We start from the raw sequence: 24,855 nt of genomic DNA on the forward strand, positions 1-24,855 counted from the left end.
AAAAAAGAGCACACAATTCAAATCGCTTAGGGCTGCTGGATTCCTCCCCTGACCCGCTTCACGCAGAACTGTTGCTCCACTATTTATTATACCACATTCCCTTCTGTTTTTAAAGAGAAATTATTTTTTCCGTCGATTTCGGAAAAAGTCCTGCATAATCGCTGCACAGTCATCTTCCAAAATTCCCGTTTCCACCTCTACACGATGATTGAGACGCTCATCTGTCAAAATATCATACAAACTTCCAGCTGCACCAAATTTCTGATTTTTAGCCCCGTAGACTACGTTTGAAATACGGGCAAGCCCAATGGCCCCGCTACACATAACACAAGGTTCAATGGTCACAAAAAGCGTACAATCCAGCAGGCGCCAACTCTCCTCACTAACATTCGCATTCTCTATGGCCATGATTTCTGCATGCATGACCGCCCGTTGCAACTCCTCGCGCGCATTATGCCCCCTACCAATGATTTCTCCATCCTTGACAATCACACAACCAATTGGAATTTCATCGTGTTCTAAGGCAATCTCAGCCTCTCTCAAAGCCTCTCTCATAAAGGCTTCTTTTTCTTCAACTGTATAATTCATCGTTCTTCTCTTTTCCTACTTGTCGATTTTATTATTATATCATGATTCTCAATACAAAAAAAGCCACCGAATGCGGTGACTTAATAGGGAGATTATTATGAAAAAGAAAAGTTTAGGATATTTGTTACAACAAGTTAGGAGGTCTTCTTGTAACTGTCTATAGTATACCCGACCTATCTTAAACTAATCTTAAAAATCTCCTATGACCAAACACTTTCTAAAATATTAGTTTGTTCACGACCAGGTCCTACTGAGAAAGTTGAGATACGAACCCCAACCAACTCGCTCACACGACGAACATAGTTACGCGCATTCTCAGGAAGATCTTCCAAATTACGGACTCCAGTGATATCTTCTGACCAGCCTGGTAACTCTTCGTAGATAGGTTTGCAACGTTTCAACTGTTCAAGACTAGCTGGATAGTAGTCAATACGTTGACCATCAAGATCATAGGCTACACAGATTTTAACTGTATCCAAACCACTCAAAACATCAATAGAGTTCAATGAAAGATTTGTAATTCCAGATACACGGCGGCTATGACGCATCACAACTGAGTCAAACCAACCTACACGACGTGGACGGCCAGTTGTTGTTCCGTATTCATGACCTACTTCACGGATACGATCTCCCACTTCATCAAACAACTCAGTTGGGAAAGGTCCGTCACCTACACGACTTGTATAGGCTTTACAAACACCTACAACCTTGTCAATCTTACTTGGACCAACTCCAGACCCAATTGTCACACCACCAGCGACAGGGTTTGAAGAAGTAACAAATGGATACGTACCTTGGTCAATATCCAACATAACACCTTGCGCACCTTCAAACAGCACACGTTTACCATTATCAAGCGCATCGTTCAAGATAACAGAAGTATCTGTCACGTATTGCCTGATTTGTTGACCATACTCATAATACTCTTCAAAAATATCATCAACTGAAATAGGTTCACTATCATACAATTTTTCAAACAAACGATTCTTTTCCGCAAGATTGCGTTCCAAACGCTCACGGAAAATTTCTTTATCCAAAAGATCTGCAATACGGATACCTACACGGGCTGCCTTGTCCATATAGGCTGGACCGATTCCCTTTATTGTAGTACCAATCTTATTGTCACCTTTAGCCTCTTCTTGCAAGCGATCCAACTCAATGTGGTAAGGCAAAATAACATGCGCACGATCAGAGATACGTAGATTATCTGTTGTAACACCTTCTTCATGCAGATAAGACAATTCTTTCACAAGAGATTTAGGATTTACAACCATACCGTTTCCAATAACTGAAATTTTTTCAGGGAAGAAAATCCCAGATGGAATCAAGTGCAACTTAAACTTTTTACCATCAATAACAATGGTGTGACCTGCATTATCACCACCTTGGTAACGAGCAATCACTTCCGCATTGGCTGAAAGAAAATCTGTAATTTTTCCTTTACCTTCATCGCCCCATTGGGTACCTACAACAACAACTGAAGTCATAATAAAATTCGTCTGAGCTACTAGGAGCTCGTCCTTTCTCATATACATGGCAGGAATTTCACCCGCAATTATATCTTACAATTTATTATAAGAAAAAAACACTATTTTATCAAGAAGAAACAGTAGAAAAGATTTGGAATTTCCGTAAATAACAAAATTCAAAACCTTAAAAATTAAATAAAATCCTAAAAAATATAAAATCAATACAGATTATTGTTCGTGATATATGATTTATGAGTTTCTTATTGGATAAGAGTTGTACCACCTTGCAGTAATTTATCTAGATATAGGCGATAAGCTGTTTTAAAGTGATATAGTGAAAAGTCCCTATCACTTTTTATTTTAAATCGGATTAAATAATATAGTAAAAACCGAAGATGAAGTGATTCCCACTCAGCACAACTCTGGCCTAAAGAGGCATATTCTTGTTCAACTAGTTTCAAAAAAACAAATGCTCGGTCATAAAATTTCTGAAGCATATAAAAATTCCCTTTCTTATTACTAACACTAGTCTAACAAAAAAAGGAACTAAAAAAGCTTCAAATCCTATAAAAGAAGAATTTAAAGCTAAACGAACTAAAAATAAAATAAAGAGGTAATTATAGGTACAAAAACTAAAACTTAGATTTTCAACTATCTACTTCACTTAAAAGTCATAACTACCCGTCTATGTACTTCACCTGACGGAGCAAGACGTACTAATTTAGTCACATAAATAAAAAAAACGTTCAATGAACGTTTTTTCAGTACTCCGCCAGTAGGACTCGAACCTACGACATCATGATTAACAGTCATGCGCTACTACCAACTGAGCTATGGCGGATAAAAGCTAAGCGACTTCCATATCTCACAGGGGGCAACCCCCAACTACTTCCGGCGTTCTAGGGCTTAACTGCTGTGTTCGGCATGGGTACAGGTGTATCTCCTAGGCTATCGTCACTTAACTCTGAGTAATACCTACTCAAAATTGAATATCTATCAAATAATTAGAAAACCTCACGCTTCGTATCCTCAGTTACTTTGGATAAGTCCTCGAGCTATTAGTATTAGTCCGCTACATGTGTCGCCACACTTCCACTTCTAACCTATCTACCTGATCATCTCTCAGGGCTCTTACTGATATATAATCATGGGAAATCTCATCTTGAGGTGGGTTTCACACTTAGATGCTTTCAGCGTTTATCCCTTCCCTACATAGCTACCCAGCGATGCCTTTGGCAAGACAACTGGTACACCAGCGGTAAGTCCACTCTGGTCCTCTCGTACTAGGAGCAGATCCTCTCAAATTTCCTACGCCCGCGACGGATAGGGACCGAACTGTCTCACGACGTTCTGAACCCAGCTCGCGTGCCGCTTTAATGGGCGAACAGCCCAACCCTTGGGACCGACTACAGCCCCAGGATGCGACGAGCCGACATCGAGGTGCCAAACCTCCCCGTCGATGTGAACTCTTGGGGGAGATAAGCCTGTTATCCCCAGGGTAGCTTTTATCCGTTGAGCGATGGCCCTTCCATACGGAACCACCGGATCACTAAGCCCGACTTTCGTCCCTGCTCGAGTTGTTGCTCTCGCAGTCAAGCTCCCTTATACCTTTACACTCTGCGAATGATTTCCAACCATTCTGAGGGAACCTTTGGGCGCCTCCGTTACCTTTTAGGAGGCGACCGCCCCAGTCAAACTGCCCGTCAGACACTGTCTCCGATAGGGATCACCTATCCGGGTTAGAGTGGCCATAACACAAGGGTAGTATCCCAACAACGTCTCCTTCGAAACTGGCGTCCCGATCTCTTAGACTCCTACCTATCCTGTACATGTGGTACAGACACTCAATATCAAACTGCAGTAAAGCTCCATGGGGTCTTTCCGTCCTGTCGCGGGTAACCTGCATCTTCACAGGTACTAAAATTTCACCGAGTCTCTCGTTGAGACAGTGCCCAAATCATTACGCCTTTCGTGCGGGTCGGAACTTACCCGACAAGGAATTTCGCTACCTTAGGACCGTTATAGTTACGGCCGCCGTTTACTGGGGCTTCAATTCATACCTTCGAGTTACCTCTAAGCACTCCTCTTAACCTTCCAGCACCGGGCAGGCGTCACCCCCTATACATCATCTTACGATTTAGCAGAGAGCTGTGTTTTTGATAAACAGTTGCTTGGGCCTATTCACTGCGGCTGACGTAAAGTCAGCACCCCTTCTCCCGAAGTTACGGGGTCATTTTGCCGAGTTCCTTAACGAGAGTTCTCTCGCTCACCTGAGGCTACTCGCCTCGACTACCTGTGTCGGTTTGCGGTACGGGTAGAGTATGTTTAACGCTAGAAGCTTTTCTTGGCAGTGTGACGTCACTAACTTCGCTACTAAACTTCGCTCCCCATCACAGCTCAATGTTATAGAATTAAGCATTTGACTCAATTCACACCTCACTGCTTAGACAGACACTTCCATTCGTCTGCTTTAGTTAGCCTACTGCGTCCCTCCATCACTACATACTCTAGTACAGGAATATCAACCTGTTGTCCATCGGATACACCTTTCGGTCTCTCCTTAGGTCCCGACTAACCCAGGGCGGACGAGCCTTCCCCTGGAAACCTTAGTCTTACGGTGGACAGGATTCTCACCTGTCTTTCGCTACTCATACCGGCATTCTCACTTCTATGCGTTCCAGCGCTCCTCACGGTACACCTTCTCCACACATAGAACGCTCTCCTACCATACCTATAAAGGTATCCACAGCTTCGGTAAATTGTTTTAGCCCCGGTACATTTTCGGCGCAGGGTCACTCGACTAGTGAGCTATTACGCACTCTTTGAATGAATAGCTGCTTCTAAGCTAACATCCTAGTTGTCTGTGCAACCCCACATCCTTTTCCACTTAACAATTATTTTGGGACCTTAGCTGGTGGTCTGGGCTGTTTCCCTTTCGACTACGGATCTTAGCACTCGCAGTCTGACTGCCGACCATAATTCTTTGGCATTCGGAGTTTATCTGAGATTGGTAATCCGGGATGGACCCCTCACCCAAACAGTGCTCTACCTCCAAGAATCTTTATGTCGACGCTAGCCCTAAAGCTATTTCGGAGAGAACCAGCTATCTCCAAGTTCGTTTGGAATTTCTCCGCTACCCACAAGTCATCCAAGCACTTTTCAACGTGCCCTGGTTCGGTCCTCCAGTGCGTCTTACCGCACCTTCAACCTGCTCATGGGTAGGTCACATGGTTTCGGGTCTACGACATGATACTAATGCGCCCTATTCAGACTCGGTTTCCCTACGGCTCCGTCTCTTCAACTTAACCTCGCATCATATCGTAACTCGCCGGTTCATTCTACAAAAGGCACGCTCTCACCCATTAACGGGCTCGAACTTGTTGTAGGCACACGGTTTCAGGTTCTATTTCACTCCCCTCCCGGGGTGCTTTTCACCTTTCCCTCACGGTACTGGTTCACTATCGGTCACTAGGGAGTATTTAGGGTTGGGAGATGGTCCTCCCAGATTCCGACGGGATTTCTCGTGTCCCGCCGTACTCAGGATACTGCTAGGTACAAAGACTATTTTAAATACGAGGCTCTTACTCTCTTTGGCTGATCTTCCCAAATCATTCTTCTATAATCTTTGAGTCCACATTGCAGTCCTACAACCCCGAAGAGTAAACTCTTCGGTTTGCCCTCCTGCCGTTTCGCTCGCCGCTACTAAGGCAATCGCTTTTGCTTTCTCTTCCTGCAGCTACTTAGATGTTTCAGTTCACTGCGTCTTCCTCCTCACATCCTTAACAGATATGGGTAACAGGTAGTACCTGCTGGGTTCCCCCATTCGGAAATCCCTGGATCATCGCTTACTTACAGCTACCCAAGGCATATCGTCGTTTGTCACGTCCTTCTTCGGCTCCTAGTGCCAAGGCATCCACCGTGCGCCCTTATTAACTTAACCTTATTTTCTGACCTTTCAGTCATAAACTCTTTTAATACTACAGCGTTTCGGTTTATTTTCTTGTTACTATTTGATATAGATATTCAATTTTCAATGTGCATTACTTGGTGATCTCTCACCAATGGAGCCTAGCGGGATCGAACCGCTGACCTCCTGCGTGCAAAGCAGGCGCTCTCCCAGCTGAGCTAAGGCCCCACAAGACCTCTCAAGACTAAACAAGACCAATGCGCAGTTCCTTATCCTTAGAAAGGAGGTGATCCAGCCGCACCTTCCGATACGGCTACCTTGTTACGACTTCACCCCAATCATCTATCCCACCTTAGGCGGCTGGCTCCTAAAAGGTTACCTCACCGACTTCGGGTGTTACAAACTCTCGTGGTGTGACGGGCGGTGTGTACAAGGCCCGGGAACGTATTCACCGCGGCGTGCTGATCCGCGATTACTAGCGATTCCGACTTCATGTAGGCGAGTTGCAGCCTACAATCCGAACTGAGACTGGCTTTAAGAGATTAGCTTGCCGTCACCGGCTTGCGACTCGTTGTACCAGCCATTGTAGCACGTGTGTAGCCCAGGTCATAAGGGGCATGATGATTTGACGTCATCCCCACCTTCCTCCGGTTTATTACCGGCAGTCTCGCTAGAGTGCCCAACTAAATGATGGCAACTAACAATAGGGGTTGCGCTCGTTGCGGGACTTAACCCAACATCTCACGACACGAGCTGACGACAACCATGCACCACCTGTCACCTCTGTCCCGAAGGAAAACTCTATCTCTAGAGCCGTCAGAGGGATGTCAAGACCTGGTAAGGTTCTTCGCGTTGCTTCGAATTAAACCACATGCTCCACCGCTTGTGCGGGCCCCCGTCAATTCCTTTGAGTTTCAACCTTGCGGTCGTACTCCCCAGGCGGAGTGCTTAATGCGTTAGCTGCGGCACTAAACCCCGGAAAGGGTCTAACACCTAGCACTCATCGTTTACGGCGTGGACTACCAGGGTATCTAATCCTGTTTGCTCCCCACGCTTTCGAGCCTCAGCGTCAGTTACAAGCCAGAGAGCCGCTTTCGCCACCGGTGTTCCTCCATATATCTACGCATTTCACCGCTACACATGGAATTCCACTCTCCCCTCTTGCACTCAAGTTAAACAGTTTCCAAAGCGTACTATGGTTAAGCCACAGCCTTTAACTTCAGACTTATCTAACCGCCTGCGCTCGCTTTACGCCCAATAAATCCGGACAACGCTCGGGACCTACGTATTACCGCGGCTGCTGGCACGTAGTTAGCCGTCCCTTTCTGGTAAGATACCGTCACAGTGTGAACTTTCCACTCTCACACTCGTTCTTCTCTTACAACAGAGCTTTACGATCCGAAAACCTTCTTCACTCACGCGGCGTTGCTCGGTCAGACTTCCGTCCATTGCCGAAGATTCCCTACTGCTGCCTCCCGTAGGAGTCTGGGCCGTGTCTCAGTCCCAGTGTGGCCGATCACCCTCTCAGGTCGGCTATGTATCGTCGCCTTGGTGAGCCGTTACCCCACCAACTAGCTAATACAACGCAGGTCCATCTGGTAGTGATGCAATTGCACCTTTTAATTGACTATCATGCAATAGTCAATATTATGCGGTATTAGCTATCGTTTCCAATAGTTATCCCCCGCTACCAGGCAGGTTACCTACGCGTTACTCACCCGTTCGCAACTCATCCAGAGAAGCAAGCTCCTCCTTCAGCGTTCTACTTGCATGTATTAGGCACGCCGCCAGCGTTCGTCCTGAGCCAGGATCAAACTCTCATTAAAAGTTTGAGTTCTCACTCATTTCTGTCACTGACAGATTTATTGTTTTTTCATTGTTCAGTACTACAACTAAAGTTGTAGTGCCCTGCACATTGGTTCGTCTTGTTCAGTTTTCAAAGGTCTTTGTCACTCAATCTCTCTCAAGCGACAACTATATTAGTATATCACAGCTACCTGCCTCTGTCAACAGATTTTTTAAACTTTTTTCAAGTTTTTTCTAACCGCAATACACCATAGTCCGTACGGGATTCGAACCCGTGTTACCGCCGTGAAAAGGCGGTGTCTTAACCCCTTGACCAACGGACCTGAGCTTTTCAACTCTTTCTATTATACCTGCTTTTCCGCCTTTGTCAAGAACTTTTTCAGTGAATTTAACTTTTTCTTTTCTTCACTAACTTAACAACTGCTTCTGTCCGTGCAGTGTGGGGAAACATATCGACCGACTGGAGATACTGGAGATCATAAACTTTTACTAGTTTAACCAAATCTCTCGCCAAGGTCGAAACATTGCAAGATACATAAATCATTTTTTCTGGTACATAGGCTAAGATTGTATCTAATAATTTGTCGTCTAAACCTGTCCGAGGGGGGGGGTCGACTATCAGAGCATCTGCTCGGTAACCATCACATTAGAACATAAAAAGAGAGGTCGAACCTCTCTAAATTTATTTTTCTTCACTCATTTTTGATTTTACTTCATCATAAGATAGTGCATGAGATTCCTCTTCCACTGTCTCAGGCATTTTTCCTGTTTCATAAAGAGATTTAATCTGTGTACTATCCAATGTTTCATATTTCAACAATGCTTCTGCAATCAATTTGTGTGTCTCACGATTTGATTGGATAATTTCAGCTGCTTTATTTCGTGCTTCATTTAATAATAAACGTACTTCCTCATCAATCTCATAGGCTGTTTGTTCTGAAATTGATTTTTGAGGACTTTGTGCACCAAACATAGCATGATTTCCTTCGTATTGAACTGGTCCTAGTTTTTCACTCATACCATATTCAGTGACCATTGCACGCGCCATCTGAGTAGCTTGTTCAAAGTCATTTGAGGCCCCTGTAGTTTGAACATTAAAGATAATCTCTTCAGCTACACGACCACCCATCAAACCTGCCAATTGCTCTTTCATATCTTCTTTAGACAGAAGCATTTGATCCTCTTTAGGAAGTGCAATCATGTAACCACCTGCACGTCCACGTGGTACAATGGTAACTTTATGAACAACACGGGCATTTGACAAGACTAAACCAACAATGGTATGCCCAGCCTCATGATAAGCAACCAATTCACGTTCTCTTTGTGATACTGTTTTATCCTTCTTAGATGGTCCAGCAATCACTCTGTCCTCTGCCTCATCAATATCTGAAGCATCAATAATTGATTTATTGCGACGAGCTGCAACCAAGGCTGCCTCGTTTAGAACATTTTCTAAGTCAGCTCCCACAAAGCCTGGGGTTTGTTGGGCAACTAGTTTCAAATCAACATCGCCTGCCAGAGGTTTATTTTTAGCGTGAACTTTCAAGATTGCTTCACGACCTTTAACATCAGGGCGACCAACCAAGACTTTTCTATCGAAACGTCCTGGGCGGAGAAGAGCTGGATCTAGAACATCTGAACGGTTAGTTGCAGCGATAACGATGATTCCTTCATTTCCCTCAAAACCATCCATCTCAATCAGGAGTTGGTTCAAAGTTTGCTCACGTTCATCATTTCCTCCACCGAGGCCGACACCACGTTGGCGACCAACAGCATCAATTTCATCGATAAAGATGATAGCTGGCGCTGCTTTTTTTGCATCCTCAAAAAGAGAACGAACACGACTTGCACCAACTCCGACAAACATTTCTACAAAGTCAGATCCTGAGATACTAAAGAACGGAACCCCTGCTTCTCCAGCAACTGCCTTAGCAAGTAAGGTCTTACCTGTTCCCGGAGGTCCTTCCAAAAGAACACCCGCAGGAATACGCGCACCAAGTTTTGTAAATCGTTTTGGGTCTTTTAGGAATTCAACAACTTCGACTAATTCTTGTTTTTCTTCCTCAGCACCTGCAACATCTGAGAAACGTACCTTGATATCTTCTTTATTAGCAGCTTTAGCCTTGCTACGTCCAAAACTCATTGGATTTCTACTATTATTTCCTCCCATATTTCCCATCATAGAGAATAGGAAGAAGAAAAGAATAGCAAATGGAACAACGGACACAAGGATATTGATCCACATACCACTTGAACTCTCATGTTTGACTGTAACTTCAGCCTGATGTTCAGAAGCAAGTTTTTGCAATTCTGAAACTGTTGAATCAGACGGAAGAATAATACTTGAGAATCTTTCTACTGTTGTAGCTGTAGGAGTAAAAAATTGAATTCCTGTTTCCTCTTTACTAGTCTTAGGATTTTTATAAACACCAGACACTTCAATGATGCTACCATTTGGCTGATAGGTTAATTCTTTTACATTGTCTGCTGTAATTTCTTTTACCAATTCTGTATAGTTAATTTTTTCACTTCGTCCAGCAGTATTTCCAGAGTAAAAATACTGGAATCCTGTCACTAGGAAGAAGATAATTAACAAGTAGAGAAATGGATTTCTAACTAAACCATTATTTTGTTTTTTCATTAAAGATAGATCTTTCTAATTTGAATAAACTTCTTCTTTCAATACTCCGACATAAGGAAGGTTACGATAATTTTCTTTATAATCCAGACCATAACCTACCACAAACTCATTTGGAATAGTAAAACAAGTATAATCCGCTTCAATTTCAACAACACGTCCCTCTGGTTTGTCCAATAAAGTCGCGATTTTAACAGAAGCTGCTTCTCTTGCAATAAACATATCTCGCAAATTTTTCAAAGTTTGACCTGTATCGATGATATCCTCTACAAATAAAACATGTCTTCCTTTGATATCTTGAGTCACGTCTTGCTTGATATTGATGACACCACTACTTGCTGTTCCACCATGGTAACTAGATACCATCATGAAGTCCATCTCAATATGCGTATCAATATGTTTGACCAATTCAGCCATAAAAGGAATTGATCCTTTTAGAATTCCAATAAGAATTGGATTTTTCCCCTCATATTCTTTTGTTAATTGTGCACCTAGCTTTTTAGCTGCTTCTGTAATTTCATCATGTGAAACGAGAATTTTTTTTATATCGTGTTCTAACATCTTTTTACCTATCTATTTTTTCTATATAAATTACAGTGTTCATTATATCATTTTTCGTGTTTTTACTCAAATCACTGGTCGCAATTCCTAAAATTGAGACAATTTCTCCAAATTGCTCAATAATAGGGGTTGTTTTTCGTTTTTCAATAGGGATTTTCAAATCTATAAATAGACGTCTCAGTTTCTTTCGATGACCATTCAGGACAAGAACATCGCCAGGTTTTCGACACCTAATATGTACCGGTGTTTCCCGTGAAACCATTACTTTTTGAACAGAATCCCCTTCAACAGGGATACCAAAAGAAACTAAATAACCCATATATCGAACTTGATTTTGATAGTGTAACACAAGTTCATCTTCCTTTTCATCGGCCTGAGGACTGATTTTACAAATTTGAAACTGTTGATACTCTTTTATCAGTTCGTAACCATTTTTAAGAGAGTGACGATACTGGCTTTTCGTTGCTAAAATCTGTCTAACTTCGGCAAACTGAGCCTTTGTCAGATTTAAGTCTGGAAATTGATTAAGATAATTCTGGAGCAAGATTCCTTGAGTTTGTTGAGAGTATGAAAATAGCTCATTCAAATCTTCCACATCAATTTGTTTCGAAAGCTCCGTTATTGTTACTTGGTAATCTGAAATTTCCCTTCCTAAATCTAAAAGAGCGGATTTAAGACGAGGGTTTTCTTTTTCAAGTTCTGGTAAATACCTATTTCGAATGCGATTGCGAAAATAGGTATTTTCCTGATTTGTTTGATCTTCGAAATGAAAAATTGGTGAAAAATCCTTTTTATGAAAAGGCAATAAGGGACGGATGATTTCAATATCATCAACTACTTGACTTTCTTTTATTCCTGTTAAATGACGTAGCCGACTTCCTCGAATCAAGCGCATCAAAATCGTTTCAACCTGATCATCTGCATGGTGGGCAGTGGCCAAGGCAGTTGCTCCAACCTCTTTCATGATTTTCCTAAAAAAATCATAACGAAACTCTCGAGCACACGCTTCTGAAAAGTCTCCTGAAAAGCTTGTGATATAAATAGGAAGTTCAGCTGCATCAGCTAACTTCCTTAGTTCATTTTCCTCCCAGTCAGACTCACTTCTCTGCTTGTGATTGACATGTGCTAAAATCAACTCAATTTCCAACTCTTTTTGGTAAGTAGACAATAGATGGTATAAAAACATCGAATCTAGTCCACCAGACAGAGCCAACACAACTTTAGAATGTTTTTTGAAATACTCTTTTCGGAGAAAATGATTTAAAAAATCCTGGTCCCTCATTTTAGAACCTCATAGACATCCTTAGCTATCTTAGCAATAGTGTCATAATCAGAATTTTTGGTGAAAATGGAAAGAACGAAAGGAGAATCCGTATAGACAATGGCAGTGTCATGTTTAAACTCGTCGGCATCTCCAATTTTATGAGCTACCTTAACCGAAACACCTTTTGCGATTCGTTGGTTGTCAAAATCAGTCTTACCTAGAGACTCTAGGACAAAACCATTCTGATTATAAATAGCTTCCATAAGTTTTCCCGCCATTTTTGAAGAAGTCAATTTGTCATTCACATCCCAATCTTCACCCATAATAGCTGACATTTTTTCTTTAAAAACCCCGTCTGATTGATTGGTTACGTAATAACCTAAAATATTATGAGCAACATTATCAGACTCTTTTGTCACCTTGGTAATTAACTGTTGGAGACTGTAATCTTTGTTGTCTTCTTTTTTAGGTAAACTACCACTACCTTCTGGTTTATAGGAACCAGGGAAACTATTTACTTCTGGGATATACTTGAAGCTACTGTCTAGCGTATATTCCCCTTGATTTATCTTATCTTGAGCATAATAAAGGTAGGCTAGTTTCAATATGCTAGCTGCATAGAGTTTGCTGTCTTCATTCACCCCAGCCTCTTTACCCGTAGTCAGTTGTTTAACATAAATAGAATAATTTTCGTTCTGATAGTTGCTTGATAAAACTTCTTGAACCTTCTGGATACGATTGTCCTCTTCTGAGACGAAATTTTTTGATACCCAACCAACTTGATCAATATGAAGAAATTCTTGTCCCTCAGCAAAGAGGGTTCTATCCACCGTTACAAGTTGATAGGGAGAGAGAGATGAAGAAATTTCTTTCGCATCATAGGGGCTGTTATAGATAACAAACTCTGGCTCTAACCATGCTTGTTTATTTTGAGTTTGAACTTGACTTTGGTCATAGACTAAACGCTTATCTGCAACGATAAACTGATGATTGTCTAATTTAAAAACAGGAACGCCTTGTCTATTTAAACGCCATTCTACTATTTTAAAGGAAGTTTCAGGAGTTAATTTACCAGATTCCTTGACAAGGTCCTCATTAGCATAGACAGTTGTTTCTCCATATACCATTGGGGTTTTCAAAGTTTCTTTATAGTAGAATCCATAGTCAGACTCGGTTAGATAATAAATTTCTTGCGAAGAGTAAGGAAGCTGTTTTTCTGTGCTAACTACTCTTGAGGTTATGATAAAAGCAGGTAGCAATAAAACTACTAAGAACTTACGCATTCTTCTCTTCCCTTTCTTCTTGTAATCGTAATAAATGGTTTTTAGCTGCCAATTCCTCTAATTTTTCATCTGATAAACTTAAAAATTGCTCAACAACTTCCAATAAATTTTCCATGACATTACCTCGGAAGCAAATCAGGAATTGTGTAAATTGCTTCTCGTTTCTTTGAGTAATAGTACTTGGCGCGTGCATATTTTGCTACATAGTCTTCATCTTTCAACTTTGCAGCAAAAGCGGATTCCTTGTCCTTTTCATCACTGAGAGTTTGATACTGCTCTTTCAACTCTGTCAATTGCTGACGACGTTGCAGTAACTGATTATAGCTTTGGGCCAGATTATAGGTTGGTAAAATAAACAATAAAATCATCAAAATCAGAACCCAACCCATAAAGCGATTCCTCTTTTGTCTCTCCTTCATCAGGTAACGACGACGTTGGTGTTCATTTTGAATAAAAGAATTATTCATCTGTACAATATTTTTAGACATTTTCTTCTACCCGTGTTCCACTGATAATTTCATACATGCCTGCTGCATCTTCTTTTTTTGTACTATCTTTCATCTCCAGTACTTTTACAAGCAACAACTTATTTCCAAAGCGAATTTCAACTTGGTCATCAACTTTCAAATCCGTTGAACTTTTGGCCAAGATTCCATTCACCTTGATTCTACCTTTATCTGCTACTTCTTTTGCGACTGTGCGGCGCTTAATAATTCGTGATACTTTTAAATACTTGTCTAATCTCATTTTTATTACCTCAAATTATTATTGTACCATTTTTATCCTTTTTATAGAAGAAAAATGTTAAATGGGATTTGCTTCCTTTGATTCTTTTATCTCTAATAAACTTTCTCCAAAAATCAGCAAACCTTCTAAAATTTCATAATCCTTCTTGTTTCGGACATCGAATACAACTTCCATTAATCCCTTATTCTCAGCTATGGCTGCTTTTAAGTTCGTTGCGGATAAAGCTTTAAAATAATCTTGAGCCAAGAATAGTCGTTGAGTGACTTTTTCAAATTGAACTGTAATCTTGTTATCTTTTCTTTCCACACGTTCTACAAAGACCTTGTCCAAATATGACTTAACCAAACCAATCTCTAAAAGGTAGGCTACTACATCTGGGTATTCTCCAAAGCGATCCATCAATTCTTCTTGTAGTTCTTCATAGTTGACACGATTGTCAATTTGACGAATTTTCTTGTAAATTTCAATCTTATGTCGTTGGTCAGAAATATAAGTGTCAGGAAGATAGGCGTCGATTTGTAAAATCAACTCAGCATTTCCTTTGATTCTTTTATTCCCATTACCGTTCCGTTTAGCGATAGCTTCCTCTAGTAACTGAGAATACAATTCAAAACCAACAGAATCAATGAAACCTGATTGGGATTTTCCTAGGAGATTTCCTGCTCCACGAATCGAAAGATCTCGCATCGCAATCTTAAATCCTGAGCCTAATTCTGTAAATCCCTTAATCGCTTCTAATCTCTTCTCAGAGACTTCACTAATTGATTTTTCTGGACGATACATGAGATAGGCATAGGCAATGCGATTGCTCCGACCAACTCTTCCTCTTAATTGATACAAGGTTGATAAACCCATATGGTCTGCATTTTCAATAAATAAGGTATTGGCGTTTGGAATGTCAACGCCTGTTTCAATTATGGTAGTTGTCACCAAAATATCATATTGGCCTTCAATAAAATCCAATAGAGTGTTTTCTAACTGAATTTCACTCATTTGTCCATGAACAAACCCAATCGAAGCTTCTGGAATCAACTCCTGTAATTCTGAAACCTTCCGATCAATAGTGTCAACTTTGTTGTAAAGATAGTAAACTTGACCTCCACGCTCCATTTCACGCAAGACAGCATCACGAATGACACTAGGATTCTTCTCCAATACATAGGTTTGCACTGGATAACGATTGGTCGGAGGTGTTTCAATAACAGACAAATCTCGGATTCCTAGCATAGACATGTGGAGAGTACGAGGGATTGGTGTTGCTGTCAAGGTTAGAACATCTACTTGTTTTTTTAGTTCTTTCAAAGTTTCCTTATGCTTAACACCGAATCGCTGTTCCTCATCAATAATCATCAAGCCCAAATCAGCAAACACAACATCTTTTGACAAAACACGATGCGTTCCAATCAAAATATCAACTTGACCATTCTTTAATTTTTCAAGTGTCTCTGCCTGCTCTTTTTTACTTCTAAAGCGACTCAAAACATCAATATTAACAGCAAAATTTTGGAATCGTTCCTTAAAATTCGTATAGTGCTGTTGTGCTAAAACCGTCGTCGGAACTAGAACGACCACCTGTTTGTGATCATTGACCGCCTTAAAGGCAGCACGCATTGCAACTTCAGTCTTCCCAAAACCAACATCCCCAACTAAAAGTCGATCCATGGGATGAGAATCCTGCATATCTCTCTTAATTTCCTCAATACTACGAAGTTGATCATCCGTTTCAACATAAGGGAAGGCATCATCAAAAGCCTGTTGATCTTCATCATCAGCTGAGAAAGCAAAACCCTTCAACTGACTACGCTCAGAATACAGTTTGATTAAATCGTCAGCTATATCCTCTACCTGGTTCTTAACTTTTTGCTTGGCCTTTTTGAAATGACCGTCATTTAATTTATTAAGTTTAGGAGGTTTCCCATCACTTGAAACATATTTAGACAGTAACTGAATCTGCTCTACTGGGATGGAGATTTGGTCACCATTTTGATACTGTACACTAACATAATCACGGTGAATTCCTTTGATTTCAATGGTTTCAATCCCTAGATATTGACCAATTCCATGGATATGGTGAACAACGTAGTCCCCTTTTTCAAGTTCATTATAATCTTTTAATCGCTCTGCATTTGACGTATGTTGTCTTCGAAAACGACGTTTTAATTTCTTTTGAAAAATCTCATGTTCAGTAATCAAGAGAATTTTTTCATCTACAAAATGAAAACCATGTCTTAGGTTACCCTCAATTAAGTTTACAGATTTTTTACAGATACTTGACTTATCTCTGAAATCCAATTTAATCTTGTATTCCTCTAAAACATCCTCCAATGTTTTACTTCCCATTGAATTGCTAGACTGCAAAACAATGGTGTAGTCCATTTTTTTATATCGCTCAATTTCTTCTTTAAGAAAAGAAAATTGATTGAAAAACTCCTGCATAGGGTATTGATTAAATTGATAAATGTGGTCAAACTTGAGATTTCCTAAACCCTTTTGCAGATTGGAGAAAAAGGTAACTGGACTTTGTTTTTTATAGGCTTGCTCTGTATCTGCAAAATACTGCATCTCAGAAAATGATTTACCATTCTGTAAATCTTCTGTAAAGTATTGTGCTAATTCTCTTTCAAAGGCTTCATACTGATTCATCAATTTTTGGTAATCATCAAAAAACACTGGTGTATCTTTTTCAATATAATCAAATATAGTCCATGTTTTATCGAAACATAAAGATAAAAACTTTCGACTATCTGAATGTACTTGTTTTTGATGAAAACTTGACAAAATCTCTTCTAGATAGGATTTCAAAATTGGTGATAGAGTCTTCGAAATTTGCTTTTCTAAAGCTGACTGTCCTAGTTGATAATCCTTTTCTCTCAAAAGCATATCACTAGCTGGAAAGATAGTAAGTTCTGTCTGATTTTCTTTTGATAATTGTGTTTCGACTTCAAAAGTACGAATACCATCTACTTCATCGCCAAAAAACTCGATTCGGAAAGGTTCTAACTGAGACATCTCAAAAATATCTAAAATATCTCCTCGAATACTAAACTCACCTTGTGTCTGTACTTGAGTAACTTTTCGATAGCCAATTTCCTTTAACTGGTGAAGTAGCTCGTGTTGGTCATATTCTTCTCCAACTGCAATCCTTATAATACTTTCTTTAAATCTAGTCGGAGAGGGTAAAATCAACCGACTCGCTGCGATATTACAAACTAAAATCCCTTTCTTAGACGGATCACTCAAAAAACGCAAGGCCTCAACCCGCGAAATGATTTTTTCTTGTGAAGACATCAAAAACTCTACCATAGGAGAGTCATCTACCAAAAAAGGATGGACAAGTTCCTCTCCTAAGAGAGAAAGAAGATCACTGATAATTCGTTCTGCTTCTCCATAAGTTGAAATCAGTAACACAATCTTATTTTCTTTCTCTAGACTGCTTGCAATTGCAAGAGCCTTAGTAGACGTTGATAAACCAAGTATTAGTTGTCTTTTCTTATCTATCAGATTTTGATGCCATTTTTTTATCTGATCATTTTCTGAGAATAAATCTAATAAAGTTACCATTTAGCCATTATACCTCTGCATTGTTTTCTCAAAGTTTTTTTCTTGCAAATAGTAATTTACAGCATCGTCAACCTTGTCAATTGACTGTAAAATACCTACATAGTCATCCTGATCAAACTTACTTAAAACATGGTGAACAACTGACATTCCATTTTTAGGTCTTCCGATTCCGATCTTAACACGATTAAAGATCTGAGTCCCTATATGTTGAATAATAGACTTGATGCCATTATGACCACCTGCTGAGCCCTTTGCTCTTAAACGAATTTTTCCAACTTCCATGTCAAGGTCGTCGTAAATAACGAGTAAATCTTCAATATCCAAACCATAGTAAGTCAATAAAGCATGAACAGCTTTCCCGCTTTCATTCATAAACGTCGTTGGTTTGACAAGATAAATTTTTTCACCATTAAGAAAAAAAGATGCTAGGTCAGCTTGAAATATCTTATCATGTGTAAAGGTGACATTTTGTTTTTTAGCTAATTGGTCAATCAACATAAAACCAACATTGTGCTTTGTTTCAAAATATTTATCCCCTGGATTTCCTAATCCAACAAGTAATTTAGTCATTTATTTTCCTTTCAAAAGCCAAAAGGGTTGGAATTTTTTTTCCAACCTAATTGACACTATTTATTAAATGTTATTAAACATTAAAGCGGAATTCCATGATATCGCCATCTTGAACGATATATTCTTTTCCTTCTTCACGTAAGCGTCCAGCTTCTTTTACAGCCTTTTCAGATCCGTATTTCACTAGATCCTCATATGACATGGTTACTGCACGAATAAAGCCTTTTTCAAAGTCTGAGTGGATAATACCAGCTGCTTGAGGAGCTTTCATCCCTCGCTTAAAGGTCCAAGCACGGACTTCTTTTTCACCAGCTGTAAAGTAAGTTCCGAGTCCTAGTAGATGGTAAGCAGCTCGAGTCAATTTATCAACGCCTGATTCTGTCAAGCCAAGTGCTTCAAGAAATTCTTGCTTATCTTCATCGTCTAACTCAGAAATTTCTTCTTCAGCACGCGCAGAAATAACTACCACTTCAGCATTTTCTGTCGCTGCGAATTCACGAATTTGCTTCACATAATCGATAGAATCTGGATCTGAAACTACATCCTCATCCACATTGGCAACATAAAGAACTGGTTTAGTGGTTAAAAGGAAGAGACCTTTGACAACCTTTTGTTCCTCATCTGTGAATTCAATGGTACGAGCTGATTTTCCATCTTCAAGGACTGGTTTAATTTTTTGAAGAACGTTAAACTCCGCTACTGATTCTTTATCTTTTTGCATACGTGCCATCTTTTCTACACGCGCATAGCGTTTATTAACTGATTCTAAGTCAGCAAGAATCAACTCCAGGTTAATGGTATCAATATCTGCAAGTGGATCCACAAAGGCGTCTTCACGTCCTTGCTCACGCATAACATTTTCATCATCAAAAGCACGAACTACGTGAACAATCGCGTCTACTTCACGGATATTGGCCAAGAATTTATTTCCTAAACCTTCTCCTTTTGATGCTCCTTTTACAATCCCTGCAATATCTGTAAATTCAAAGGTTGTTGGAACTGTCTTTTTAGGAGTAATCATTTCCGTTAGCTTTTGTAGGCGTTCATCTGGAACTTCTACCATCCCAACATTTGGATCAATAGTCGCAAATGGGTAGTTTGCCGCCTCTGCTCCTGCTTTTGTAATTGCATTAAAAAGGGTTGATTTACCAACGTTTGGCAAACCAACGATACCTGCTGTTAAAGCCATAGTTTCTCATTCTCCGTTCTCATTTCAATCCCTAACATTATAACACAAAAAGGGAAAACTTGCTAACCCTCTAACTAAGGGTTCTTAGTCAATAATCTTATTCATTTTTCGTTCAAAATCATAGCGACTCATCATGACAAGGTGGTCACAATTGCTACATTTGATTTTGATATCTGCCCCTACACGAGTGATTTCCCAACGATTAGCTTTTTTTCCTGTTGATTTGATTATGCAAGCATGAGGCTTTTTCATCTCAACAAAATTTCCAACTTGATACATACTATTCTCCTTTTCTTTTTCGATTATATCATAAAAGAGGCGAGCCAGGCTCAACCTCTTTTACTTAATTTGTACGAACGGGTGTAATCAGCTGCATGAAATCTTCGTCAGTATCTGCTGGCACAAGAGTAAATGGACGAACAGCTGAGATAAAGCTAATAGTTACCTTTTCGCTATTTAAAGCCTTGAGGGAATCAATCAAGTAAGTTGGGTTAAAACTAATAGTTAAATCATCCCCAGTCACCTGCTCCGTATCGATTTCTTCGTTTACTTTACCAACTTCTGGAGAGTGAACATGGGCGCTAACAACTCCACCTTTAATTTCAAGCTTCACAGTACCATTTTGAGTCGCACTTGATAAGAGACGAGCACGCTCCATAGATTGACGCAAATTAACCACATCAAAAGTAATTGTAGTATTAAAGTCTGTTGGAATCAAACGATCTGTATCAGGATAATTACCTTCTAGGAGACGAGTGTAGAAGCTAATATTTTCGCTTCTAAAGAGGATTTGATTATTTGCAAAGAAAATCTCTACAGTTTCAATATCATCTGTAAATACCGCTGAAAATTCGCGTAGAGAACGACTAGGAATTACTACATCGAAATCATCACAATTTTTTTCAAGAGTCAATTTCTTCTGGCTAAGACGGTGTGAGTCTGTCGCAACTGTTTTTAGTTCCTTGTGTTGGCTCAATACAAAATGAACACCTGTTAAGATTGGACGACTTTCTTGCGTACTTGCAGCAAATGCTGTTTCATTGATAATTTTCTTGAGTAGTTTGGTTTCAAGAACCAAAGGTGTGCTTGCAGAAATTTCTTGGATTCGTGGGTACTGTTCGCTATCTTTTCCTTTTAGAGTAATTTCTGATTTGCCACTGGTTAAGACAATTTGTTTTTGTTCAATCTCTTTGAAATCTAGCGTTACATCTGGAAGACTGGATACAACATTGATAAAGAAAGAGGCTTCAAGAAGAATCGAACCTAATGAAGTAATCAAAAGACCAGCATCTTCATTCTTTTGAGAAATGAAATTTTCAATGGAGATTTGCCCATTTGATCCAATTAAAGTAATTCCTTCATTGGTAACGTCAATTTTGATTGTTGATAAAATTGGAATAGCATTTTTAGAGCTTATTGCTCTTTTTGTGGTATTTAAGGCTTGTAGAAATAAATTTTTATTAATTGAAAAATGAATCATGGATTCTCCTTTATTTATTTTTAGTATTAGAAAGTTAATAGTAATAATAGAGTCTGTGAATTCTGTGGAAAACTGGGTGTTGTTTAGTAAATTCAAGCTTTGGAGCTTGTTTAAAAAATGTGGATAAAAAAGATAAGAAAGGAAAACTTATCCACAAGCTATTTGATTTTCTTTTTGATTGCTTCTACTTCTAAACGTAAATTATCGTCTTCGTCAATCAGTGATTTAATTTTGGCATGGGCATGAATAACGGTGGTGTGATCCTTTCCGCCAAATTCTTTTCCGATTTTTGGAAGACTGTTATCTGTCAGTTCTCTAGCGAGGTACATGGCAACCTGACGTGCCAAAACGATGTTTTGAACTCGTCTCGTCCCTTTCATTTCTTTGACGCTCACTCCATAAAAATTACCAACTTCAGTTTGGATTTTCTCAATTGGAATAACAAGTATCTGGCGGGCGTCTTGTTTACGTGCTCTAATAGCTTCCGCAGCAATATCAATAGTGATATCCTTAATTTTCTTTACTCTGGCAATTAAAGTGATATCGTTGATTGCTCCTTCTAATTCTCGAACATTTGAATCAAATTGGCCAGCCAAGTATTCCAGAGTATCACTTTGGAAATGGTAATCCAAATGCTCTGTTTTACTTTGAAGAATGGCAATACGTGTCTCAAAGTCAGGAGGAGTGATATTTTGCGTCAATCCCCAGCTAAAGCGCGTGACAAGTCTTTCCTCAAGGCCTTCTAGGTGTTTAGGACTACGATCACTGGTTAGGACAATCTGTTTCTGCTTATCATGAAGAGCATTGAAGGTATTGAAAAATTCTTCCTGGGTCGCGACTTTTTTGCCACTGAGAGATTGGATATCATCGATCAACAAGAGATCAAGGCTACGGTAAGTTTTTTTGAACTTTTCCATTTCCCCAAGTCGCAAGTGTTCAAGAAAGTCATTGATAAAGCTTTCGGCAGGAATGTACTTGACACGCGCATCAGGAATATTTTTCAAAATCTCATTTCCAATCGCATTGAGCAAGTGAGTCTTTCCAAGACCAGGTCCTCCATAGATGAAAAGAGGATTATAGGTTAGAGCTAAGTCTTCTGATACAGCTAACGCAGCAGATACCGCCCAAACATTCCCATCACCTTGAATAAAGTTATCAAAGGTATATTTTTCTTTTAATCCTGTTTCAGAATATGGAATCGTTGGTAGTGTAGGTGTGTAACTGTAAGTAGAGACGCTATTCGTATCATTTACTTGAGGAGACTCTGTACTCTGAGGTTTAGTGAAAATATAGTGAGATTTGATTTCAGAATCATAAATTTCAAAACCAGCAGCAATGATAATATCTTTTAATTGCTTTTCCCACACCATTTCCATCTCTGATCTCGGTAGAAATATAGTAGCTGTATTTTCTTCTACTTTGATGAGTTCAGCAGGTGTAGCATAGAAATCATACATAGATCGAGTCAATCTTTCTTGAGCAAATTCTAAAATACGATTCCAAAATTGCTTTTCTTTCAACTATTTTTCCTCCTTTGCTATGATTTTAGTAGTTTAGTGCTAGACTTATTTTACCATAGATAGTAGGATTTTTCCACAGATTGTGGAAAAGAATCCACAATGTTAGTAGTATTTATCCACAAGCTGGGGATAAATAGCTATTTTTTTGATTCAATAGGGTTTTTGATAAAAAAATTAGTGGATAAATTTGTGGGTTAAGAAAATAAAAGAACAGCCTTATTTTAGGCTGTTAATAATTCTATCGTATTCTTCTTGACTTGAAAAAGAGATGACAATCTTTCCAGTATCTTTTTTAGAAAGTTTAATTTCTACACTTAAACCTAGTAGTTTTTTTAATTTATCTTCTTCATCTTTGATGAAAGAATCGCTTTTTTTCTGCTTCTTTTGTTTTTTTTCTGTAAGAAGTGCTTCCAACCTTCTCACAGAGATGTCTTCATTTTTGATTAGTTGGAAGAAATAGTCTTGCTGCTCTTTGTCCAAACTAACTAGGGAACGTGCATGCGCTTGAGAAATTTTTCCATTTTCTACTTCAGTTAAGATATATTCTGGTAGGGAAAGTAAACGAATAAAATTAGTGATATAAGGACGAGATTTCCCCATTTTATCCGCTATCTCAGTGTGAGTAAATCCTTTTTCTACTAAAGATTCGTAGGCGCGTGCTTCTTCAACAGGATTTAAATTTTCTCTCTGCAAATTCTCAATGATAGACTGAATCATCATTTCCTGATCTGAGAGGTGCTTTACAACGGCTGGGATAGAGGTCAGACCAGCCAAGAGAGAAGCTCGATATCGTCTCTCTCCTGCAAGGATTTCATAACCAATTACAGGAGATTGACGAACGATGATTGGTTGGATGAGCCCATTTTCTTTGATTGACTGAGCCAATTCCTTTAATTTTTCTACATCAAATTCTTTCCGAGGTTGGTAAGGATTTTTTTGTATTTCAGAGATAGAAATCATTTCAAATTTTTCCATGATTCTACACTAACATATCTTTTACTTTCTGTAAAGTTTTCTTTACACTGATGTCAATTAACGTTCCAAATCACCAGAATTCTTATCTAGTTTTATAGAGGTTGTTTCCTCTTTACCATTACGGTAGTAGGTTATTTTTATAGTGTCTCCAATAGCATGGTTGTAAAGAGCATGTTGTAAGTCTGTTGATGAAGTAATCTCTTTGTCATCAACTTTAGTAATGACATCGTATTTTTGAAGATGTCCATTTGCAGGCATGTTACTTTGAACAGATCGAACAACTACACCTGAGGTGAGGCCACTTGGAATGTTTAGTTTTCTAAGATCATTAGCTCCAACGTTGGACAGATTGACCATTTGGATTCCAAGAGCAGGACGAGTCACTTTACCATCACTTTCAAGCTGTTTAATGATATTTTGTACATCGTTTGAAGGAATTGCAAAACCAAGACCTTCTACAGATGTTCCACCATTACTTGCAATCTTACTTGATGTAATACCAATTACTTGTCCTTGAATATTTACAAGCGGACCACCAGAGTTACCAGGGTTAATGGCCGTATCTGTTTGAATGGCTTTTGTTGAAATAGCTTGACCATCTTCAGATTTTAGAGAAACATTTCGATTAAGACTTGAGATGATTCCCTGTGTAACTGTATTAGCATATTCTGAACCTAACGGACTACCAATAGCAATCGCTGTTTCTCCAACATTAAGTTGGCTTGAATCACCAAATTCTGCCACTGTTGTAACTTTTTCTGAAGAAATTTTTACGACAGCAATATCAGAGAAGGTATCCGATCCAATAATTTCACCAGGGACTTTTGTACCATCAGCTAAACGGATATCGACTTTTGAAGCTCCGTTAATAACGTGAGTATTTGTTACAATATAAGCATCATTTTCGTTCTTTTTATAGATGACACCTGATCCTTCACTTGCAATCTGTTGATTATCCGTATCAGAATTTGATTCTTCCGTTCCAAATACACTACTTTGTTTATTAGCAGAATAAGTAATGACTGATACAACAGCATCCTTAATTTTATTCACTGCTTGAGTAGTTGAGTTTTCATTCTTGTATGATGTTTGAGTTACAGTGCCAGAATTATTATTTGTAGCTTGATTTCCTTGTTTTTGATAAAGTTGTAATGTTACAAAACTTCCTAGTGCACCACTCAAAAATCCTATTAGAATAATTACAAGAAAAGTAACTCCTTTTTTGTAAAATTTTTGTAAGTGTTTCATAAACGCCTCCGTTTGTTATTATTTGTCAAGATTATAAACCTATTAACTT

The 24,855-nt window shown here is 39.2% G+C and carries 18 protein-coding genes, 3 tRNA genes, 3 rRNA genes, 1 other RNA gene and 1 pseudogene; all 26 read right to left on the reverse strand.

Annotated features, from left to right (window positions below; all coding sequences use genetic code 11):
* The 26 genes and pseudogenes from ffs to KIH88_RS00130 all read right to left on the reverse strand — a co-directional run bounded on the left by ffs (nucleotide 1) and on the right by KIH88_RS00130 (nucleotide 24,806).
* Nucleotides 1–81: signal recognition particle sRNA small type (gene ffs, locus KIH88_RS00005), an RNA gene on the reverse strand.
* 39 nt (nucleotides 82–120) lie between these two features.
* A complete protein-coding gene (gene tadA / locus KIH88_RS00010; protein ID WP_213988983.1) occupies nucleotides 121–588 on the reverse strand; it encodes a tRNA adenosine(34) deaminase TadA in 468 nt (155 codons plus the stop codon).
* 200 nt (nucleotides 589–788) lie between these two features.
* The gene (locus KIH88_RS00015; RefSeq protein ID WP_213988982.1) at nucleotides 789–2,075 is read right to left on the reverse strand and encodes an adenylosuccinate synthase; all 1,287 of its coding nucleotides are present in this window, start codon (nucleotides 2,073–2,075) and stop codon (nucleotides 789–791) included.
* Nucleotides 2,076–2,317: 242 nt separating this feature from the next.
* Nucleotides 2,318–2,554: a sigma(X)-activator ComW gene (comW, locus tag KIH88_RS00020; RefSeq protein WP_000939506.1), complete on the reverse strand. Its 237-nt coding sequence runs from the start codon at nucleotides 2,552–2,554 to the stop codon at nucleotides 2,318–2,320.
* Nucleotides 2,555–2,824: 270 nt separating this feature from the next.
* Nucleotides 2,825–2,898 (reverse strand) — tRNA-Asn (locus KIH88_RS00025).
* Nucleotides 2,899–2,903: 5 nt separating this feature from the next.
* A 5S ribosomal RNA gene (gene rrf / locus KIH88_RS00030) occupies nucleotides 2,904–3,019 on the reverse strand.
* Nucleotides 3,020–3,095: 76 nt separating this feature from the next.
* A 23S ribosomal RNA gene (locus KIH88_RS00035) occupies nucleotides 3,096–5,997 on the reverse strand.
* Nucleotides 5,998–6,119: 122 nt separating this feature from the next.
* Nucleotides 6,120–6,192 (reverse strand) — tRNA-Ala (locus KIH88_RS00040).
* A gap of 51 nt (nucleotides 6,193–6,243) precedes the next feature.
* Nucleotides 6,244–7,790 (reverse strand): 16S ribosomal RNA (locus tag KIH88_RS00045).
* Together the 16S, 23S and 5S rRNA genes with 3 tRNA genes alongside form the textbook arrangement of a ribosomal RNA operon.
* A gap of 231 nt (nucleotides 7,791–8,021) precedes the next feature.
* Nucleotides 8,022–8,093, reverse strand: a tRNA-Glu gene (locus tag KIH88_RS00050).
* Nucleotides 8,094–8,158: 65 nt separating this feature from the next.
* A pseudogene (locus KIH88_RS00055) lies at nucleotides 8,159–8,413 on the reverse strand (23S rRNA (uracil(1939)-C(5))-methyltransferase RlmD); the annotation flags it as partial.
* Between the two features lie 39 nt (nucleotides 8,414–8,452).
* Nucleotides 8,453–10,411 (reverse strand): ATP-dependent zinc metalloprotease FtsH, encoded by a 1,959-nt coding sequence (ftsH, locus tag KIH88_RS00060; RefSeq protein ID WP_213988674.1) that lies wholly within the window; start codon nucleotides 10,409–10,411, stop codon nucleotides 8,453–8,455.
* 15 nt (nucleotides 10,412–10,426) lie between these two features.
* The gene (gene hpt, locus KIH88_RS00065) at nucleotides 10,427–10,969 is read right to left on the reverse strand and encodes a hypoxanthine phosphoribosyltransferase (RefSeq protein WP_000889402.1); all 543 of its coding nucleotides are present in this window, start codon (nucleotides 10,967–10,969) and stop codon (nucleotides 10,427–10,429) included.
* 4 nt (nucleotides 10,970–10,973) lie between these two features.
* Nucleotides 10,974–12,251, reverse strand: a complete 1,278-nt coding sequence (tilS, locus tag KIH88_RS00070) for a tRNA lysidine(34) synthetase TilS (RefSeq protein ID WP_195595103.1) — start codon at nucleotides 12,249–12,251, stop codon at nucleotides 10,974–10,976.
* Nucleotides 12,248–13,516 (reverse strand): serine hydrolase, encoded by a 1,269-nt coding sequence (locus KIH88_RS00075; protein WP_195595105.1) that lies wholly within the window; start codon nucleotides 13,514–13,516, stop codon nucleotides 12,248–12,250. Before KIH88_RS00075 ends, tilS begins: the two co-directional genes overlap by 4 nt.
* Entirely contained in the window at nucleotides 13,509–13,631 is a 123-nt protein-coding gene (locus KIH88_RS00080) for an SP_0009 family protein (RefSeq protein ID WP_000429343.1), read from the reverse strand. Before KIH88_RS00080 ends, KIH88_RS00075 begins: the two co-directional genes overlap by 8 nt.
* 4 nt (nucleotides 13,632–13,635) lie before the next feature.
* Nucleotides 13,636–14,004 (reverse strand): septum formation initiator family protein, encoded by a 369-nt coding sequence (locus tag KIH88_RS00085; protein WP_000041924.1) that lies wholly within the window; start codon nucleotides 14,002–14,004, stop codon nucleotides 13,636–13,638.
* On the reverse strand, nucleotides 13,997–14,263 hold the full coding sequence (locus KIH88_RS00090) for an RNA-binding S4 domain-containing protein (protein ID WP_213988673.1): 267 nt from the start codon (nucleotides 14,261–14,263) through the stop codon (nucleotides 13,997–13,999). Before KIH88_RS00090 ends, KIH88_RS00085 begins: the two co-directional genes overlap by 8 nt.
* A gap of 57 nt (nucleotides 14,264–14,320) precedes the next feature.
* Entirely contained in the window at nucleotides 14,321–17,824 is a 3,504-nt protein-coding gene (gene mfd / locus KIH88_RS00095; RefSeq protein ID WP_213988672.1) for a transcription-repair coupling factor, read from the reverse strand.
* Nucleotides 17,825–18,394: an aminoacyl-tRNA hydrolase gene (gene pth, locus KIH88_RS00100; RefSeq protein WP_084938528.1), complete on the reverse strand. Its 570-nt coding sequence runs from the start codon at nucleotides 18,392–18,394 to the stop codon at nucleotides 17,825–17,827. It abuts the gene before it with no gap.
* A 73-nt stretch (nucleotides 18,395–18,467) separates the two neighbouring features.
* On the reverse strand, nucleotides 18,468–19,583 hold the full coding sequence (ychF, locus tag KIH88_RS00105; RefSeq protein WP_213988671.1) for a redox-regulated ATPase YchF: 1,116 nt from the start codon (nucleotides 19,581–19,583) through the stop codon (nucleotides 18,468–18,470).
* An 84-nt stretch (nucleotides 19,584–19,667) separates the two neighbouring features.
* Nucleotides 19,668–19,862, reverse strand: coding sequence for a DUF951 domain-containing protein (locus KIH88_RS00110; RefSeq protein WP_000285178.1), 195 nt, complete (start codon nucleotides 19,860–19,862; stop codon nucleotides 19,668–19,670).
* A gap of 64 nt (nucleotides 19,863–19,926) precedes the next feature.
* Nucleotides 19,927–21,063, reverse strand: a complete 1,137-nt coding sequence (gene dnaN, locus KIH88_RS00115) for a DNA polymerase III subunit beta (protein ID WP_213988670.1) — start codon at nucleotides 21,061–21,063, stop codon at nucleotides 19,927–19,929.
* Nucleotides 21,064–21,221: 158 nt separating this feature from the next.
* On the reverse strand, nucleotides 21,222–22,583 hold the full coding sequence (gene dnaA, locus KIH88_RS00120; RefSeq protein WP_213988669.1) for a chromosomal replication initiator protein DnaA: 1,362 nt from the start codon (nucleotides 22,581–22,583) through the stop codon (nucleotides 21,222–21,224).
* 216 nt (nucleotides 22,584–22,799) lie between these two features.
* A complete protein-coding gene (locus KIH88_RS00125; RefSeq protein WP_213988668.1) occupies nucleotides 22,800–23,558 on the reverse strand; it encodes a ParB/RepB/Spo0J family partition protein in 759 nt (252 codons plus the stop codon).
* 57 nt (nucleotides 23,559–23,615) lie between these two features.
* Nucleotides 23,616–24,806, reverse strand: coding sequence for a S1C family serine protease (locus tag KIH88_RS00130; protein ID WP_000681812.1), 1,191 nt, complete (start codon nucleotides 24,804–24,806; stop codon nucleotides 23,616–23,618).
* Between the last annotated feature and the right edge of the window lie 49 nt (nucleotides 24,807–24,855).

The sequence above is a fragment of the Streptococcus oralis genome, from assembly GCF_018448765.2.
GTDB classification, from domain to species: domain Bacteria; phylum Bacillota; class Bacilli; order Lactobacillales; family Streptococcaceae; genus Streptococcus; species Streptococcus oralis_BM.

Coding starts and splice junctions, on each gene's coding strand:
- tadA (WP_213988983.1), bottom strand. CDS start 588: ATGAATTATACAGTTGAAGAAAAAGAAGCCTTTATGAGAGAGGCTTTG.
- KIH88_RS00015 (WP_213988982.1), bottom strand. CDS start 2,075: ATGACTTCAGTTGTTGTTGTAGGTACCCAATGGGGCGATGAAGGTAAA.
- comW (WP_000939506.1), bottom strand. CDS start 2,554: ATGCTTCAGAAATTTTATGACCGAGCATTTGTTTTTTTGAAACTAGTT.
- ftsH (WP_213988674.1), bottom strand. CDS start 10,411: ATGAAAAAACAAAATAATGGTTTAGTTAGAAATCCATTTCTCTACTTG.
- hpt (WP_000889402.1), bottom strand. CDS start 10,969: ATGTTAGAACACGATATAAAAAAAATTCTCGTTTCACATGATGAAATT.
- tilS (WP_195595103.1), bottom strand. CDS start 12,251: ATGAGGGACCAGGATTTTTTAAATCATTTTCTCCGAAAAGAGTATTTC.
- KIH88_RS00075 (WP_195595105.1), bottom strand. CDS start 13,516: ATGCGTAAGTTCTTAGTAGTTTTATTGCTACCTGCTTTTATCATAACC.
- KIH88_RS00080 (WP_000429343.1), bottom strand. CDS start 13,631: ATGGAAAATTTATTGGAAGTTGTTGAGCAATTTTTAAGTTTATCAGAT.
- KIH88_RS00085 (WP_000041924.1), bottom strand. CDS start 14,004: ATGTCTAAAAATATTGTACAGATGAATAATTCTTTTATTCAAAATGAA.
- KIH88_RS00090 (WP_213988673.1), bottom strand. CDS start 14,263: ATGAGATTAGACAAGTATTTAAAAGTATCACGAATTATTAAGCGCCGC.
- mfd (WP_213988672.1), bottom strand. CDS start 17,824: ATGGTAACTTTATTAGATTTATTCTCAGAAAATGATCAGATAAAAAAA.
- pth (WP_084938528.1), bottom strand. CDS start 18,394: ATGACTAAATTACTTGTTGGATTAGGAAATCCAGGGGATAAATATTTT.
- ychF (WP_213988671.1), bottom strand. CDS start 19,583: ATGGCTTTAACAGCAGGTATCGTTGGTTTGCCAAACGTTGGTAAATCA.
- KIH88_RS00110 (WP_000285178.1), bottom strand. CDS start 19,862: ATGTATCAAGTTGGAAATTTTGTTGAGATGAAAAAGCCTCATGCTTGC.
- dnaN (WP_213988670.1), bottom strand. CDS start 21,063: ATGATTCATTTTTCAATTAATAAAAATTTATTTCTACAAGCCTTAAAT.
- KIH88_RS00125 (WP_213988668.1), bottom strand. CDS start 23,558: ATGGAAAAATTTGAAATGATTTCTATCTCTGAAATACAAAAAAATCCT.
- KIH88_RS00130 (WP_000681812.1), bottom strand. CDS start 24,806: ATGAAACACTTACAAAAATTTTACAAAAAAGGAGTTACTTTTCTTGTA.